Source organism: Sporosarcina limicola, from assembly GCF_014873855.1.
In the GTDB taxonomy this organism is placed as follows: Bacteria; Bacillota; Bacilli; order Bacillales_A; family Planococcaceae; genus Sporosarcina; species Sporosarcina limicola.
Map to the genome: position 1 here is coordinate 73348 of NZ_JADBEL010000001.1, position 18127 is coordinate 91474.

Annotated in this window: 15 protein-coding genes and 1 riboswitch; of the genes, 5 read left to right on the forward strand and 10 right to left on the reverse strand. The window is 41.9% G+C overall.

Going from position 1 to position 18127, the window contains the following annotated elements:
• Positions 1-12: 12 nt before the first annotated feature.
• Together gcvPA and H4683_RS00400 are read right to left on the reverse strand one after the other, a co-directional pair.
• Positions 13-1422 (reverse strand): aminomethyl-transferring glycine dehydrogenase subunit GcvPA, encoded by a 1410-nt coding sequence (gcvPA, locus tag H4683_RS00395; RefSeq protein ID WP_192596848.1) that lies wholly within the window; start codon positions 1420-1422, stop codon positions 13-15.
• 22 nt (positions 1423-1444) lie between these two features.
• Positions 1445-2206 (reverse strand): SDR family NAD(P)-dependent oxidoreductase, encoded by a 762-nt coding sequence (locus tag H4683_RS00400; RefSeq protein WP_192597157.1) that lies wholly within the window; start codon positions 2204-2206, stop codon positions 1445-1447.
• Between the two features lie 410 nt (positions 2207-2616).
• Between H4683_RS00400 and H4683_RS00405 the strand changes: the two genes are divergently transcribed.
• Entirely contained in the window at positions 2617-4020 is a 1404-nt protein-coding gene (locus H4683_RS00405) for a sigma-54 interaction domain-containing protein (RefSeq protein ID WP_192596849.1), read from the forward strand.
• A gap of 51 nt (positions 4021-4071) precedes the next feature.
• Here the strand turns inward: H4683_RS00405 and H4683_RS00410 are convergent, their stop codons facing one another.
• On the reverse strand, positions 4072-4755 hold the full coding sequence (locus H4683_RS00410; RefSeq protein WP_192596850.1) for a phosphoribosylaminoimidazolesuccinocarboxamide synthase: 684 nt from the start codon (positions 4753-4755) through the stop codon (positions 4072-4074).
• 417 nt (positions 4756-5172) lie between these two features.
• Positions 5173-5281, forward strand: a riboswitch (TPP riboswitch).
• A 77-nt stretch (positions 5282-5358) separates the two neighbouring features.
• Between H4683_RS00410 and thiS the strand changes: the two genes are divergently transcribed.
• The 4 genes from thiS (at position 5359) to H4683_RS00430 (ending at position 9644) form a co-directional block, all read left to right on the forward strand.
• Positions 5359-6177, forward strand: a complete 819-nt coding sequence (thiS, locus tag H4683_RS22090) for a sulfur carrier protein ThiS (RefSeq protein ID WP_192596851.1) — start codon at positions 5359-5361, stop codon at positions 6175-6177.
• A gap of 2 nt (positions 6178-6179) precedes the next feature.
• The gene (locus H4683_RS00420) at positions 6180-6947 is read left to right on the forward strand and encodes a thiazole synthase (RefSeq protein WP_225941799.1); all 768 of its coding nucleotides are present in this window, start codon (positions 6180-6182) and stop codon (positions 6945-6947) included.
• Positions 6944-7960 carry a ThiF family adenylyltransferase gene (locus H4683_RS00425; protein ID WP_192596852.1) on the forward strand — a complete coding sequence of 339 codons (1017 nt, stop codon included), beginning with the start codon at positions 6944-6946 and terminating at the stop codon, positions 7958-7960. The genes H4683_RS00420 and H4683_RS00425 overlap by 4 nt, the downstream gene beginning before the upstream one ends.
• Positions 7961-8924: 964 nt before the next feature.
• Positions 8925-9644 (forward strand): YebC/PmpR family DNA-binding transcriptional regulator, encoded by a 720-nt coding sequence (locus H4683_RS00430; RefSeq protein WP_192596853.1) that lies wholly within the window; start codon positions 8925-8927, stop codon positions 9642-9644.
• A gap of 145 nt (positions 9645-9789) precedes the next feature.
• Here the strand turns inward: H4683_RS00430 and H4683_RS00435 are convergent, their stop codons facing one another.
• From H4683_RS00435 to H4683_RS00465, 7 genes are all read right to left on the reverse strand, one after another.
• Entirely contained in the window at positions 9790-10623 is an 834-nt protein-coding gene (locus H4683_RS00435) for a hypothetical protein (RefSeq protein ID WP_192596854.1), read from the reverse strand.
• A gap of 221 nt (positions 10624-10844) precedes the next feature.
• Positions 10845-11912, reverse strand: a complete 1068-nt coding sequence (locus H4683_RS00440) for a toxic anion resistance protein (protein WP_192596855.1) — start codon at positions 11910-11912, stop codon at positions 10845-10847.
• Between the two features lie 5 nt (positions 11913-11917).
• Positions 11918-13546 (reverse strand): YceG family protein, encoded by a 1629-nt coding sequence (locus H4683_RS00445; RefSeq protein ID WP_192596856.1) that lies wholly within the window; start codon positions 13544-13546, stop codon positions 11918-11920.
• 56 nt (positions 13547-13602) lie between these two features.
• Positions 13603-14409 carry an HAD family hydrolase gene (locus H4683_RS00450; protein WP_192596857.1) on the reverse strand — a complete coding sequence of 269 codons (807 nt, stop codon included), beginning with the start codon at positions 14407-14409 and terminating at the stop codon, positions 13603-13605.
• On the reverse strand, positions 14406-15521 hold the full coding sequence (locus tag H4683_RS00455; protein ID WP_192596858.1) for a cysteine protease StiP family protein: 1116 nt from the start codon (positions 15519-15521) through the stop codon (positions 14406-14408). Before H4683_RS00455 ends, H4683_RS00450 begins: the two co-directional genes overlap by 4 nt.
• Before the next feature lie 13 nt (positions 15522-15534).
• Positions 15535-16911: a phosphoribosyltransferase family protein gene (locus H4683_RS00460; RefSeq protein ID WP_192596859.1), complete on the reverse strand. Its 1377-nt coding sequence runs from the start codon at positions 16909-16911 to the stop codon at positions 15535-15537.
• Positions 16862-18052: an HpcH/HpaI aldolase/citrate lyase family protein gene (locus H4683_RS00465; protein ID WP_192596860.1), complete on the reverse strand. Its 1191-nt coding sequence runs from the start codon at positions 18050-18052 to the stop codon at positions 16862-16864. Before H4683_RS00465 ends, H4683_RS00460 begins: the two co-directional genes overlap by 50 nt.
• Positions 18053-18127: the final 75 nt, after the last annotated feature.

An 18127-nucleotide genomic window follows, 5' to 3' on the forward strand; every position in this document is an offset into this window, starting at 1 on the left:
ACCCATCCTTCCTTAGTTACTCCCGCTCGAGTCTAAACATTTTCGGATTGCAGTTACAAGTTGATCAATATCTTCCTTTGTATGAACTTCTGTAATACAGAATAAAGAGGACTGTCCTAGTTCAGGAAACTCTTCAGATAGGTCCTTTCCCCCAAATATTCCGTTGTTCAATAAATTTTTATTGATTTCTTCAACAGATTTATTTGTGTGAGAAAAGTTTACTACAAACTCTTTAAAGTTCGTTGATTCAAACCGGGATGCCACGACGTTTGGAATATTCCCAAGCTGTTCCATTGCATATTGTGACCTTTGCATGATCGACTTACCAAGTTCGCGCATGCCACCAGGTCCAAGCAATGACAAATAGACACCTGCTGTAATTCCCCATAAAGCAGTTTGTGTTCCGACAGACTCTTTTCCCTCTTCCCTTTGCGCAAAAGACGTCCTGTCGTAGAAAACATCGCCAAAGCCGTATTCCCCTTCAACAACCGTAGGAGCAATCCCGAATAATCGTGAAGGATATTCCTGAATAACGGTCAAGTCATCATGTGATCCGATAAAACCTGACTGACCTCCTCCATAACTCATATGCATACCTAGCGGTTGAAGATCCCCACAGACAATGTCAGCACCATAATGGCTTGGCGGAGCAAGTACACCCAACGAACTAGGGTCAACTCCAACGATCGTTAGTGCATTGTGACTTTTTGCAAGGTTACTGATCTTTTGACCTTTCGTCTCAATAAATCCTAAATAAGATGGATTTTCAAAATAGATAGCTGCGGTATTGAATGAAATCTTATCCTCCAGATCCCTCATATTTATTTGCCCGGAATCCTCTTCATAATCAACGAGAATACATTCAATTTGTGGAGAGCAGTAGTTTCTAATTACTTTCAAACGATCGGGTGAAATTGTTTTCGGCAACAATACTTCATATCGATTTGTAATCCGGCTTGCCATCCGTATCGAAGTTGCTGCCGCCTGTGCCCAATCGAATGTCGGAACATTGACTACATCCATATCGACCAGCTCAGCCATTAGACTTTGATACTCGAACAACGCTTGATATCTACCCAAATCTTCATAAGGATCACCTGCATATGCAGTTAAAAATTCTGCACGTTGATTTATTTCATCACATATTGCCGGGACATAATGGTTCCAGCAACCAGCCCCTAAAAAGTTCAAATACTCTTTTGTAGTAATATTTTTTTCCATGATTCCATCAATATATCTTCTAAGCTCATACTCTGATAACGCCGCTGGAATGTTCATTTCCTTCATATATTGCAAGTCCTCCGGAATTCCATCAAAGAGTTCTTCAATTGTGTTTGCTCCAATTTCCCTTAACATTTCCGCTTGTACTTCAGGTACTGTATTCGGAATATATGGATGGACCATTTTACGTTGTTCACTCATCATTGTTCCCCTCCAAACTTTTTTAGGCTAAGCCGCCACCATCTACTGTCAATACTGTTCCTGTCACCCATGATGACATATCACTTGCTAGGAAAAGCACGCCTTTTGCAATATCTAGAGGCGTTCCAATCCTTGCAAGCGGTCGATCAACGGCTGAAGAAGCAAGGAATGATTCTTCCTCACACTGCAATTGCTTTGCCTCGTCCCTCAATAACGGTGTATCCGTATCACCAGGACATATACAGTTGACACGAATATTGTCTTTTCCATGATCAATTGCCATAGCTTTCGTCAGATTGACTACTCCTGCTTTCGCTGCACAATAAGAAGCGGCTGCATCTCCGCCTTTCAATCCCCAACCCGAGCCCGTATTAATAATCGTTCCGCCACCATTTCGGGCCATTATCGGAATGACATATTTTGATAATAAAAAGGCTCCTTTTAAAGAAACGTTAAGAACTAAATCCCAATCTTCTTCTGTATGGTCTACAACTGTTTTCCTTCTAATCACACCCGCATTGTTAAATAGCGAATCGATTTTTCCGAAATCTGTTGCAATTTGATGTGCTACCCTCTCACACTCAGATGATGAAGTAACATCACATTTGAAAAATGCTGCTCTCCATCCCTTTCCATTCATTTCATTCGCAACTTTTATTCCTTGTGCTTCGTTGATATCAATCAACGCTACACTGGCACCCGCTTCAGCAAACAATTCTGCAGTAACCAAACCAATACCCGAAGCAGCACCTGTAATGGCTACAACCTTATTATTTATTCCCATTAGTTCTTCATAGTTCAATACAATTCCCAGCCTTTCTTATGTCCTCATATTTCATCTAATTGCATTTAACTCTTCATGATTGGATGAAACTTCCGCCTTTCATAGCACTTTTCACTATCACCCATTCCCCTCTCTTTCCCCTCCTTGATTTCTTATGCTAAATACTAATGCAATTATTGTGCCAATATTTAAATTTGACTGAAGGTGTCGATAATTGGCATTTTAATTTTTAATCATCAATAATACTGCTCAATTCTATGTCATTTCTGTCAATTAGCAGTCAACAATGACACGTAATTAGGAAGCAACCATTTGGTTGACTATTTGAAATTAAATAATTACGCTATGCTATAATTAACATATTACGGAAATATAGCAAGCTATTTTGTGAGAGGTGGATTTGACATGATATGATTTTATTTAATTCAGTCTCGAAAGTAATACAAGCTTTCTCAAAACTACTCGAAGTAGAGATTGCTTGCTTCAATAATAGTGGGAATCTAATTGCAGCAACGGAGGAATATATCATTCGTAAAGGGAGAAAAGTTCATATTCCGTTTTTTAATAGTTTATACGGAAATCATGTTACTTTATTGCATCAACCTGGAAAAATGAAGATGTGTGAAGGCTGTCATTTTATCAACAGTTGTCCTTCCAAAGCTGAGCTTGTTCAAGATATGATCATCAGCGGAGAAAAATATGGTTACTTATCATTCGTTAGTTTTTCTGAGGAAAAAGAAAAAAATCTCGTAGAAAACATAGATTATTATTCCGAGTGGCTGTCTCGTTTAAAAGAGATTATTGTTTCCATCTTGCATGATATTGACGAATTTAAAATCAATGACTTTCCTACTCCAACAAAAACAGACTATATATTCGGGGATAGTAAATCATTTACTCCTATACAAAAATTAATTTGCAACATCAAAAATAGCACTTCAACTATACTGATTACAGGTGAAACTGGTACGGGAAAAAGCCTATTAGCGAAGTATATCCACCAAACAAGCCCTGTTCGAAAAGGAGCTTTCGTAGAGTTAAACTGTGCTTCTATACCCGAAAGTCTATTTGAAAGTGAATTGTTCGGCTATGAAGAGGGTGCATTTACGAATGCGCGGAAGAGTGGGAAAAAGGGGTACTTTGAACTCGCACACAATGGCACTTTATTTTTAGATGAAATTGCTGATTTGCCTTTAACTTTACAGCCGAAATTGCTGAAAGTACTGCAAGATGGCATGATCCAACGAGTTGGAGGGACTGTTTCAAAAAAAGTAAATGTGCGCCTTATTGTTGCAACAAATCAATCATTTGAAGAATTAATGAACAAAAAATTATTTCGTTCTGATCTTTTTTATCGATTAAATGTCCTTCCGTTCACTATTCCACCATTGAGAGAAAGACTTGAAGATTTACCGTTATTCATGACGAATATAATCGAGAAATTACAAGATCGAACAGGTAAATATGTCCGCTCGTACACCAACGAGTATATAAATCGACTATCTGCCTATCACTGGCCCGGAAATTTACGAGAACTTGAAAACGTTGTCGAGTATAGTATGAATATGGAAACTGAGGACTTGCTAACTGAAAACTCACTTCCCCCATACTTGCTAAACTTTTGTCTCCTTCAACACAAAGATGACAAGGAATCTGATCTTAACGAAGCCGAAAGAAAAGTAATCACACAAAAACTGCAACATTACGGGTACAGCTATAATGCAAAGCAGCTTGTCGCAGACGATTTAGGAATAAGCATTCGGACGCTATATCGAAAAATAGATAAACTTCAAATTACTCCTTCTAATTCGTAACAAAAGCCGCTGTTGATTCCATTTATCGTGGAATTAACAGCGGCTTTCTTTTTAAGCTACTACTATTTTTTCAAGATCCATTGGTGCACTATATACGCCATCTTTATAGACACGCATATTACCTCCGGAAATTTCATCGATCAACATGATGCTACCTGTCTCACTATCGCGACCGAATTCAAGTTTAATGTCGTATAATTCAAGGCCTTTCGCCGCAAGTTCTTCTTTAACAACACCCGAGATTTGTTTCGTCAATGCTTCGAGTGTGCCAAATTCTTCATCCGTCAAAATACCGAGTTGTGCAAGGGCATCCTTGTTAATCGGTGGATCTAAACGGTCGTCATCTTTGATTGTAACTTCGACGAATGCGTCCAAAGGTTGTCCTTCTTCACAATATGCGCCGTATCTACGTAGGAAACTGCCAACTGCACGGTATCTGCAAATCACTTCAAGCCCTTTGCCAAATACAGTCGCAGATCTCACTGTCATTGTCACCGCATCGATATCTGCGTCGACATAATGAGTCGGAATGCCCTTCTCCGTTAACTTTTCAAAGAAAAACTTCGTCATACGAAGCCCTGCTTGCCCAGCGCCTTCAATTGTCAATCCTACTGTGTTGGCTCCTGGATCGAATACACCATCTTCTCCAGTTACATCATCTTTGAATTTCAATAGTACGTTACCGCCATCCAATTTGTATACATCTTTCGTCTTTCCTTTATACACAAGTTCCATGCCCACGTTTCCTCTCCATTCGAAAATGTAGTGCCTCCTCTAGTATAAGGTACTTTTACAAGAAGAAAAAGAAAAGTTTTGAACTTCTTGATGCATATCAAGGATTCATTGCCAGAAATGCGTTGAAAAAGGTGCATGGGGTAAGTGACGCAAAGGTTCTGTTCCATTCTCAGAAAGTACGTGCACAGTTCGATGAAAGCCTTGCTCATCCAGAGACCGTAAGTCGGAAACTCACTGACTTCGAGAATGCAGGTTGAATTAGGCAAAACACGCAACGGGGAATTGAAATAATGGATGTGGATTCTCTGTTATTGGATTGAATTGAACTATTTAATACGAGCGAATTATCTCACACTTTTCTTCCATTCAAAACGGGGTCATGCTATGCTAGGTATAGAATACTAATTTCATATCAATTTCGACCATTAGGGGAATCCTTTTAAAGGACTGAGAGACGAGTAAAACTCCGATACCCTTATTACCTGAACAGGTTTGTACCTGCGGAGGGAAGTGGTGTGTCTTTATTGTGCATTCCTATGCCTTTTACAGACCACTTTCCTTCTCTGGAGAGTGGTCTTTTTTGTATAGAAAGGAGATAGACAGGTGCAGCTAATCGCCGTAACGAATGACCAAATGAGCAATGAAAAACTGGTCGACACCTTGCTTAAATTCGAACCATTTATCGATTTGGTCATCTTACGTGAGAAGTCTAAAACAGCTATTGAAGTACTTGATTTGATCGACCAATTAACAACTTTGGGGTTTGATTGCACGAAAATCATTGTGCACGAGCGGGCGGATATCGCATCCCTTACTAGCGTAAATAAAGTACAGCTCCCAGGGCATGGATTGCCCCTTTCTTCCGCCCTTCATCATTTTCCTAGTATCTCATTCGGAAAATCTATTCATTCATTCGATGAAGCCAAGGAAGCTTATGTAAACGGAGCGGGTTGGCTTCTTTATGGACATTTGTTTCAGACAGCTTCGAAAATCGGATTGCCCCACCGCGGAACAGAGGAGCTTTTTCGAATCACAAAATCATTTCCGATTCCCGTATATGCCATCGGGGGCATCCATCCACAGCACCTTCAACTGCTGCATGAAAATGGCGTAGCAGGTGTCGCCATTATGTCGTCCATATTTGGAAGTGATAACGTTCTGGAATCCGTGAAGAGCTATGCAAACATGATTTTATTGAAAAATGGGGGGGATCTCTTGAAGAAAACGATTGACCTAAACGGCAACCGCTATGAAATGCCGTCAGACACTGAAGATGTACAGACGTTGCTTAGTCATCTTGGTCTATCAGAACGTATCGTCATCGTGGAATTAAACCGGGAAATTCTTGCCAAGGATTTGTATGATAAACCCATCAATGACCGGGACCAAATTGAAATCATTCACTTTGTAGGAGGAGGATAATTATGCTTACAATCGGCAATAAAACCTTTAAGTCTAGATTACTTTTAGGAACAGGTAAATACCCGTCATTTGATATACAAAAAGAGGCGGTGCGTGTCTCGGAATCAGAAATTTTGACGTTTGCGGTACGGCGGATGAACATATTTGAACCTTCTCAACCTAATTTCTTGGAACAACTCGACCTTTCTAAGTATACATTATTGCCCAACACAGCTGGCGCAAAAACAGCGGAGGAAGCAGTTCGCATTGCTAAATTGGCAAAAGTATCCGGGCTTTGTGACATGGTGAAGGTTGAAATTATTGGCTGCGACCGGTCTTTGCTTCCAGATCCAGTTGAAACGTTGCGCGCTACCGAAATGCTGTTGAATGAAGGATTCATCGTCCTACCCTACACGTCCGATGATGTTGTGCTTGCACGAAAATTATGCGAGATGGGCGCCCACGCGATTATGCCAGGTGCTTCCCCAATCGGATCGGGACGCGGCATTCTGAACCCGCTCAATTTGTCCTTCATCATAGAACAATCGACTGTTCCAGTCATTATCGATGCCGGAATTGGATCACCGAAAGATGCAGCTTATGCGATGGAACTTGGCGCAGACGCGGTATTATTGAACACTGCGGTGTCCGAAGCATATGATCCAGTTAAAATGGCGAAAGCGATGCGTTTGTCGATTGACGCAGGTCGACTGGGGTTTGAAGCAGGACGTATGCCAAAACGTGATTATGCTGTCGCAAGTAGCCCGATGGTAGGACTCGTACCAAATTGAACGGAAAGTATTCGCGTCAGGAACTATTTTCCCCCATCGGAAATGCAGGGCAAAAAAAGATCCGCGAGGCAAGCATTTTCGTGATGGGCGCAGGCGCACTCGGTTCCTCAAGTGCCGAGATGCTTGTCCGTGCAGGCATCGGACGCATAACAATCGTAGACCGTGACATTATCGAGTGGACAAATCTGCATCGTCAACAACTGTACACAGAGCAAGACGTCGTTGACCAATTACCTAAAGCTGTGGCAGCTGCGCGAAGATTATCGGCCATTAACAGCGATGTCGCTATTAATGGGATTGTCGCTGACGTGACATCACAAAATATCTTGGAGTTGATTGACGGACACACTGCCGTTTTGGATGCGACTGATAATATTGAAATAAGGTTACTCATGAACGATGCTACCCTGAAACTGGACATCCCTTTTTTCATGGGCGCATGTGTCGGGAGTTATGGACTAACGTTTCCAATTGGTATTGAGGAGGGACAGCCTTGCCTTCACTGCATGCTTGAAACACTGCCGGCCCAATCACTTACTTGTGATACGGTCGGCGTTATCAGTCCGATTGTCGTCACAACCGCTGCTCGACAAGTGACTGATGCATTGAAGTTTCTAATCGGAGCACTGTTTAATCCGAAGCTTGAATCTATTGATTTGTGGACGGGTGATCGAGCATCTATTGGTGTCAAAAGCCTAAAGAAAGCTAACTGTCCTAGTTGTTCAGAAAATCCGGTTTACCCGTTCCTTTCAGCACGCGAATCCCTTCGGACAGCTGTGCTTTGTGGACGCGATACTGTTCAACTTACTTGGCCAAGCAGCAGACGTTTCGAACTCGCTTCATTCGCAGAATCTATAAGAGGGATTGTATCAAAGTTAATCCACAACCCGCATCTCGTAGCCTGTGAATACGCCGGGCATCGAATCGTCCTGTTTCGGGATGGACGTATGCTAATCCATGGGACGAAGGATATCATGGCAGCCAAGCGGATAGCCGCTGGGTTGTTGGGATGAATGAAAATGGCTGTGGCAGATGCGGAAACTGTAAGGGCAATCTACAAAACTGTCATGGCTCGGACGAACTCTCATGGCAATTTGTGAAACCCTAAGGCCAATCGCCTAAACTGTCATGGCTCGGACGAACTGTCATGGCAATTCGTGAAATTGTAAGGGCAATCGCCTAAACTGTCATGGCTCGGGTGAACTGTCATGGCTCGCGCTAACTGTCATGGCAATTCGTGAAATTGTAAGGGCAACCGCCTAAACTGTCATGGCTCGCGCTAACTGTCATGGCAATTTGTGAAACTCTAAGGGCAATCGCCTAAACTGTCATGGCTCGCGCTAACTGTCATGGCAATTCGCGAAACTGTAAGGGCAATCGCCTAAACTGTCATGGCTCGGACGAACTGTCATGGCAATTCGCGAAACTGTAAGGGCAATCGCCTAAACTGTCATGGCTCGGACGAACTGTCATGGCAATTCGTGAAATTGTAAGGGCAATCGCCTAAACTGTCATGGCTCGGACGAACTGTCATGGCAATCGCCTAAACTGTCATGGCTCGGACGAACTGTCATGGCAATTCGCGAAACTGTAAGGGCAATCGCCTAAACTGTCATGGCTCGGACGAACTGTCATGGCAATTCGTGAAATTGTAAGGGCAATCGCCTAAACTGTCATGGCTCGGACGAACTGTCATGGCAATTCGCGAAACTGTAAGGGCAATCTCCAAAACTGTCATGGCTCGGACGAACTGTCATGGCAATTCGTGAAATTGTAAGGGCAACCGCCTAAACTGTCATGGCTCGGACGAACTGTAAGGACAATTCGTGAAATTGTAAGGGCAATCTACAAAACTGTCATGGCCCACCGATAAACTTTCAGCCTATTTCTCAACCATTCCCACTTGTCTCCTTTCACTCAACTGATGTATAATAATTCGATTAACTATATGCTTACATCGAAAGTGAGTGGGATATAATGGGACGTAAATGGAATAATATCAAAGAGAAAAAAGCCTCAAGGGATGCGAATACAAGTCGTATTTACGCAAAATTCGGCCGCGAAATTTATGTAGTCGCTAAGCAAGGTGAGCCAGATCCAGAACTAAATCGGGCGCTAAAGGTAGTCGTCGAGCGTGCTAAAACATATAGCGTGCCGAAAGCAATTATTGACCGAGCGATTGAAAAAGCGAAGGGTGGTTCAGAGGAAAACTTTGACGAACTCCGCTATGAAGGTTTTGGACCCGACGGATCGATGGTCATTGTTGATACGCTGACTAATAATGTGAATCGTACTGCATCAGAAGTGCGTGCAGCATTCGGGAAAAATGGCGGCAATATGGGTGTCAGTGGATCGGTTGCCTATATGTTCGACGCAACTGCCGTGTTTGGTCTTGAAGGCAAAACAGCCGATGAAGTGCTTGAACTGTTGATGGAAGCGGACGTCGAAGTTCGTGATATTCTCGAAGAAGAGGAAGCAGTCATCGTCTATGCCGAACCCGACCAGTTTCATGCAGTTCAAGAAGCACTCAAGAATGTGGGCATTAACGAATTTACTGTTGCCGAGCTAACGATGCTTGCGCAGAATGATTTAGTCCTATCACCTGATTCACAAGCCCAATTCGAGAAAATGATTGATGCTTTGGAAGACTTAGAAGATGTACAACAGGTCTACCACAACATCGATTTAGACGATTGATAATTTTCTTGATTAAGAAGATGAACTATTAGGTGCAATATTACCTATAGAGAATTTTTCGTTGAATGAGGAATAGATAAAACTTAAAATTAGTGCCTGTGCAGAAATAACTGAGAATGTTGAAGGTTAGGCACAGGCCACTATTTTACTCTCTCAACCAATAAAAGAAAATCATCATGTAAGCAAGCTTTTCTTCGGATGAAACATGTGTCCCAAATCGGACATGTTTATGATATGCGGTACTTTGAAAGGCGGGTCTCATCGCATAGGGAAAAATCCCAAAACGATAAGACGCTGTCATCAACCCTTCCTCGTCCTTCACATCGATGTCGCCCGCCAAACTCTTCGCTTCAAGTTCGCGCCAAACCGTTCCATCTGCGTGATACAAAATCCCTCGATTCTTAAAAGCTGATTTGCTCAGTTTCTGAATATAATAGCCCATTAACGTACCATCTGGTTTCCTTAATGAAAGAACAAATTTCTTCACATTGTCCCTGATTTTAATGGTTGCAAACCGTTCTCCATCTATAGTCGAAATATCATAGTGAACAGGAAATAAAAATCCACACTCGAAAACTTTGAAAAACATTAGCCATCTCGACATATGTTCTTTGGATGGTTCTATTTTTAAAAGAGGGTTACCGTCCGCATCGACGCTATAAACTTTCGGTAAAAGTGAAGGCACCCGCTGTATGTTTAGCTCTTGCATATTTTCTATATCAAACGTAATTTCATTACCTTCGAAATCAACTTCTGCTAACTTCGCATATGCCCCTCTAAAGTAAAACCCCGCTCCAATAAAAACGAATGCGAGCAAACTACTTTCAAATAACACATCTCCATTTATCCGAAAGCCTTCATATATATAAAAATAATGGAAAATAGAAAATATCATCATCCCAATACCGCCGACAAAACTAAACAGCGATGTCTTTTTATAAATTTCTTTCATTTTCACATTCACCATACCTTTCCACATCCATAAAACCCCGTAAACTCTCTATAATTACAATCCAGACCCGTACAATTGATACCTACTAAATATATACGATTGATCAGTCGAAAAGTTCCAAATACTATCTAAAGGAAGTATAAACTGATTAAAAAACAAATATAAAAAAAAGGAGAATCCAACTTCTATGGATTCTCCTTTTTAACTTCCTACTAAACAAATCACGTTCAATCACACCAGTTCCTCACTTACCGTGCATTCTTCATAGTTTCCTGCAACTGAGCAATCCGTTTCATGCCGTCTTCCCTTGCCCGTTTGTTCTCTTCTTCAATCGCTCTCGTTTCATCGAGTCCTTTGACAATCGTGCTCCAACTCTCCTCGATTGTTTCGATTTTAATACTTGGACCACCAGCAATTCGAGCAATGTCCGCACTCTGTCTGGCAATATTTTGCGAATTTTTCAATAGCATTTCATTTGTCCGTTTATCAAGCTCATTCATCGAATCCGCTACAAGCTTCTGACGTTTCGCCGCAACAGCTTGGATGATGCCGTTTTTAAAAATCGGAATTGTCGTGATGAATGCCGAATTGATCTTCCCGATTAGTTTTGTATTTCCTCGTTGGAGAAGACGAAGTTGTGGCGCCGTCTGCAACGCAACCATTCTCGCCATTTCCAAATCATAAACGCGTTCATCTAGCGACTGGATTGCATTATTCATAGTATCCAATTCCATCTGTGCCAACTGATCGCCGCCCGCCATACGCTGTTCCAGATTCGGGACAAGTTCTCTTAACTCTTCAACTTTAACCTGTCCGGCAACGACATATTTCTCAAGCGCCATATAATAGTTATAGTTTTGCTCATACATTTCATCCATATTGTTTGTAGAACGAATCATTTCGTCTTTATACTTCGAAATTTCAATATGAATCGTCTCGATTTCCTTGCCAATCGTCTGGTATTTTCCGAAAACTTTTTCAATCAGTTTATCGCCCTTTTTGAAAAATTTACCCAGAAACCCTTTTGGTTCATCGAAATCATTTTTATCGAATTTGTCCATCGTTTTACCCAGTTGCTTTAGCATTGTACCTGAATCAGTGACACTTGATGAACGCATTGAGGCGAGGATTCGGTCTGCAAAAGTGGAAATTTCTACGGCCGGTTCTTTCCCGAATTCTAGAAGTCCTGTCTGATTTCTCGTATCAATTGACCGGACCAAATTTTGTACTTCCGGGTCCTGTCGCAACTGAAGACGTACCACTTCCGCTTTATTTTCCGTCAACACTTCAACCTCATAATTCTTTGCTTCTTCCATACCGATCAATCCCTCCCGTTAAAAAATCTATTTAAAAAGCCGCCCACGATGGGTATTTCCTTCCTGCTCCCCTGAAAGGCTAAGTCGAACACCATATCTTCCAGCAAATGATGATCAAAATACTCTTTATCAATAAAAGGTTCCAAATCATTATGTCCCGGAGGATTATATAAAATAATATCAAGTCCTAACTCATTCAACAGTAGCAGTAACGCTGCATCCGCCCTCGACAATACACCATTTATTTCATTATTATATAAAATAACTTTCGGGATATCCTGCGAATAATCAAACGTCTGCATCAGATTAAGTAACTCTTCCGGAATAGACGTAGCCTGCGTGAACAGATATAGTCTAACCTGTTCTTCACTTTCCCCATGCTGTGCCTTCATTTTTGGATTGGCGCACATCCGTGAAATCGCCGCTGCAATCCCTTTTTGCACACCATCATTAAGATTTCCATATTGCCACCAGTTGCCCTTCAGCATTTTTTCCGGCTCCAGCTGTCCATCCTTACCGAGTGCATGCTGATAATGAAACTGATTATTCGCCTTCTTTTCCTGCATGTAAGGAAAAGTTTTCACCGTTACACAATGCGGATGACTTATGAGCTTGTGCATTTTATCCCAATAGTCTTTACGGTTTGTCGAAACACCAGAAACTTTTGCGAATAGTGCTGGAATTTTCACCTCTTCTGCACTGGAGGAAAAGTTAGGGCGTATAAAGGCTTTTTCTTTTGCCAGTAAGAAAATCTCATCATATGTCGTTTTCAATGTAACAGACATGGGTTGATGGTTACGGAATTGCCATGGTTTGTAAAAAGCCGAACCTTCGTGATGCAGTACATGATCAATTTCCTTCGATGCGCGGTATGCGACGGTCCCTTGGCGTTGCGGCTCTTCTTTTGGAAATGGCTGAATGTTCATCGTCGTTGGGTATTTCGCCAAAACAGACCATTTGTTTTCTGAATCAATTTCTTTAAAATTGTCATTTCCTTCAGGATGAAGAATGACGACATCTATTCCTAACAATATTAAATAATAGATAAAATACACCTGACTTTTATTCATATCCCCGTACCAAATGACATGTGGGACATCCTCTGTGATTGGCGTTTCCTTCACCCACAGATCAAGATGGTTCCACGTCCATTTAATAATATCGAGAAAAACTCGCCTGAATTCAGGATGATTAAATGCCCCTGCATGATTTTTTTGAAACAATCCGAACACATCAATAAGCGCTGCCCGGACAAGCCTGTTAAAGTCAGGATCTTCGCCGTACTTTGGAAGCAACTGCGCCCCCTCCAAAAATGCGACAAATCGATTGATGGACAGGTTCGGTTGCTTCTGAATCAGGTCGTATATTTGCTGGATGGACTTAAAGCGTTCCGGCGGCATCGTTTTATCGAGCCTTTCAGATAACACATACACACCAGAAGCTTGGCTTGCCGAGTAAAGTTCAATCATATATTCCGTTTCATCGAATCCTGTGCCCAGTACACGGGCAGCTATCCGACTATATTGCACACTGTCCGCTTCTAACCGATAATCGGGACGGGCGGCTATCGGCTTGCTCAGTTCAGCCGCCCAATTCGTATAATCAACCGGTTTCAATATCGGTTTTCTTATCATCCCAGCTCCCCCTTTCCATACTTTCACGCAAAAAGAAGGAGTGTGAGCCGGTGCAATTAGCGGAGGTTAAAATCCGATTCAAGCCGCTTTGAAAGCATCGTTTCAATAATTTCTTCCGCTGCCAGTATGCCTTCTTTTTGCGTCAATCCTAGATGACCATAATTCGCTGCCGCTTCCCCATGCCGCGGAATTAAACCAAACTGTGATTGCTCGATTAAACACACATCAAGATGGGAATCCCCCGCTGTAAAGACAGTCTTCTTTCCTTCTTTTATGGCAAGATAACGTACCGCATCCCATTTATTTATAAAGGTTGGGATGAAGTACACTCTTCTACCCTGTAAAGAAAACACCCAACCATGCTTAGTTGCCCACTCCGAATAATCATCCAACCGTTCTACCGGAGCCAATTCAGGCTTTATAATTAAATAAACAAAAAATCGGTCCACTACACGAATCGATTCAAGCCATGATTCATCCGATGTTTCTTCTATTCTTCGTTTTACATCTTCTACTGAAATTGTACTTCTATCTATTTTAGCACTGATATGGTCCTGCCAGTATAAATCCACTTCTCCATCTTTCAGCACAACTCCGCCATTGCATGTAATCGCATATGCTGGACGAATTTCTTCCCAGAAAAGCGAGATACGATTGTACTGTTCAACTGTTCTTGTTGTCACAGGAACGAACATCATCTCTTCTGACAGTTCCTTTAAAAGCGCTATTGCTTTTTCGGTCATAAACGTAATTTCTCTTCCATTGTATCGTTCAATATTGCGAACGGGGACATCCTGTTGTCCCCGACTTAAAGACCTGTGTGAATAAATGAGTGTGCCGTCTAAATCACTCGAAAACATCATTTGTCCTTCTCCAACGGCTTAATGAGTCCACAACAAGTATAAGACATCTGTTCAAAAACCTCCACCGGCACATTCCGTTCTTTCGCCAATTGAAAAATATGTTTCAACCGGGGATCGTTTAGATCTTGCACAAGAATTTTCCAAGGAACGCGACGCAATAGGACACGTGTCGTTTCTCCTACGCCGGGCTTGATAAGATTCGTATCTTCAACCCCGTATTGTTCTTGAATCGACGAGATTGTTTGCAGCCCTTTCCATGTTGGGGTCCTATCGGTTTCCTTTAACAATGCCTTCGCCTCTACAATAAATGGAGCCACCGCATTGAATTCAGCCGTAATCACATCGATATGATGATTTGACACATCTTTTTCACGCAGTTCCCAATACACTTTCGCTCCATGGAAATCTGTTTCATTGATCCAACGGCTATTTAAAACTGTCCGACTAACAAGACCAGATACCGTTGAATTTAAACAAGCGCTTGGAATAAGAAAATCTTCCCGCGTTCCAAATAATGACGAACAGTAACCCGGATCTGCCAATACAGCAAGTTCATCATCAAGGATAATCCCATACTTTTCTTTAAATAAGACAGCTGATTGCGTCAGTTCTTTGGATATCGCGCCTTTCCCTGTCCAGCCATCGACAAATACAATCTGCTTGTCCGGATGCTGACTAACTATATACAGTATCGCATTTTCATCGATACCACGCCCCCGAATAATCGAGACACTATAATGAGGGGCATTAATTTCATACACCAATTCTATATAACGCTTCATCAAAATACCGATCGGCGTGCCAGCCCTAGCGAGAGAAACAAGGACAATGTTCTTTCCTCTTTTCTCAATGAGGAGTTCGGAAACCGTGCCTACAGCCACAGCTACTTTTCGCTTATATGTATCAAGCGACTCGTAAAAAAGCTTTAAATAGTCTTCAGTCGGTTCATATTCAACTGGCAGCATTTCCGAATAATGGACACCACTCTGAATGGCCAGTTCTCTTTCATCCAGACTTTTTTCAAGACTCGCTTCCGAAAGATCTTTTAATAGAAAAACAACATCTTCAGATGAATAACTACCTGTAAGCGTTTGCACTTTATGCTGTAGCATCCAAACACCTCTTTCAAGTAAAATCAACAATATGGATAATAGGTAGTTCACTAAACTGACTTAACATCGGCTGTAATCTTTTTTCATCGATTGGTCGTTCGAAAAACAGGAACACCTCATCATATTGCTGGTCAGCTATGTTGTACGCGTAATTCATAATCGAAGGGTCATCTGGACTCTCAAAAGCAAAACGGTTTTTTATCGGATAGCCTTCCTGGTCCATCGGGAAAATAGGACTTCTCGTTGTCGAATGATAAAAAATGCCATCACCCATATAAACAGCGGCTTTCATCGGAATATGCATAAACTCTCCTGTGCCGAGACATAAGGTTTTTTTCCCTTTACGATACGTCTGTAAATAGGCCCCTACCTTCTGACAATAAACCTCAATATCTTCCCTACTAGTTGACGTAATCCCGAATCTTCCGGTCAGCGCAGAATAAGCTGAACCATTTTCAACTCCAAGGGAATCAATTGATACATACGAATAATGCTGGAGATGTACGGGCAGTGAGCGCAGACTGATTCTATCAAAATCGGGCGTTCCAACAATCGCTTTTTCAGTAGCAACAGTCGTTTCGGATAAATTAGGCGTCCCTTCCACTCGAATCGTTCCCGACAGTAAAGAGTACATATTGATGGTCACGTCATGCACTTCTTCAAATTCCTTCAAACGTCGACAGTCCTCCTCACCCCGCCAGTCCAAAAGAGATAAAACCGCATATTCCTTGCGTGGATATCGTTTCTGAATGGAAGCAATGATATTCAAAGCCGTTTTCCCTGTCGTAATTTCATCATCTACAAGGCAGATTGGTCGATCATTATTCAAGTACTGGTCCGGCGCATAGCAACGCTGGTCGGTCGCATGAGAATGCTCTTCTTCAAAGTAAAGTGTGACTTCTTGATCGACAAGTATTTCCCTTGTCGAATGAATATAGGCAGCATCCGAAAAACAATCAAAAACGCCATGGCCGAGCGCGGTCGCCGTTTCCGCAAAACCGATAAAAACGACCTGCTCACCTAGTGAGAGGCTTAACTTTTGAACAACAGAATAGGCAGCCTGTAATTTCTCTTTTGAGCCATCTTTCAACGACTCAATCAGTTGCGCTTTTTCAGCCAATTGTTTAGAAGTCTTTTCTTCATAATAAATGGACGCCAGCAACGCCGAGGCGATTAATGGTACCTGAGGATCGAGAGGACTATGCTTTCCGAGTACCTTACTGACGAACAAAAAAGACCGCTTTTTATTGATCCGCGCAGCCATCTCATACAATGATTCCCTCGGGAGCCCGTATGGATTTTTGTCTATCCGTACGTCTACTTTCATGGACTCGCCAACTTCATGTATATACTGGTTCGGATAACAAATCGATGAATGTGCAATTTTCATGGTACACCCCGTATATGTCCGACTTTATCAACACTTTTCGCGCCCAGTTCAAATGGGGTTTGATCTCGTTCATTTTATTTTGAAATTCACTTTTAAAGACGCCTTTTTCTCCTGTCGCCTGTTGAACAATACTAAGCGCATCTACATATTCTTCCTTCGTTACGATATGCAGTGCCTGGACGGGTAATAAATGTGATGGATGAATGATTGTTTTACCGACTAATCCATTCGCTTTATCCAGCAACGTTTCTTGAATTAATCCATCAAAATCTTTACGAATTAGTTCTTTTCTTAAGAGAAGCCCTTCCGAACCATAGTTCTCTTCGAAAGGTGTCTGACGCAACTGCGGTTTCAAAATACGATCGTTTGACGAGAAATGTTCCCACACCGGACCTGATACAACATAGCCATCCGGCTCTCTACCAAATATATTAACGATATCCGTAATTAGTTCATTGACAATGGAAATCTCATACACTGTGGTCTCACTGTCTCTCCTTAAGCCGTACAGGCCACATAAATCGGTCGCACCAATCCGTATGTTCAGGATAATGTCACGATACCGATCAATAATTTCCTTCAACCGAAGCAGCTCATCTATACGCAGTTCTTTATAAAGTACATGCGGTGATTCAAGAATTGGCATGCCGTATAGAATTGTCCCTGCACGTTCATTCATCAAACGCAGTTCGGACAAGAAACCTTCCGCATTATCTGATGAAAACTTTGGAAACACAAATCCCACTATGTTCTTAAGCGCATCGCCAAGCCGCCCTGCCATATCTGCCATCTGCTCCGCACTTCGCACCCGGACAAAAATAAGCGGCGTCGTTTCATCTGTCAGCCGCCCATCTTGAATCGCAATGCTAATGTTTTGCATATGGTTAATCAACAAATTTTCCGCCTGCTCTACTTCAAGATCTCCAACCGCATCCTCCAGACAAATGACCAGCGTGACAAGTTCTTTAAACTTATTTGTAATGATTAAGTCAGCTATATCCGCTCGTGTCGCCGGCATATACAACACTGCGCCAAGGCTATACGATAGCTCTTTTTTATCGGACCACTTCGTAATTGTTTTCGGTTTTTGATAAAACAAGCCTTCCATCTGAATCATGGGTAAGTCGTTAAAATACCTCAATCCATTCACCTTCTTCATGTGTCTATTTGCGGAAAAGAGTAAACAAAAAAGAAGGTCCAAGCCTTCTTTTTTGTT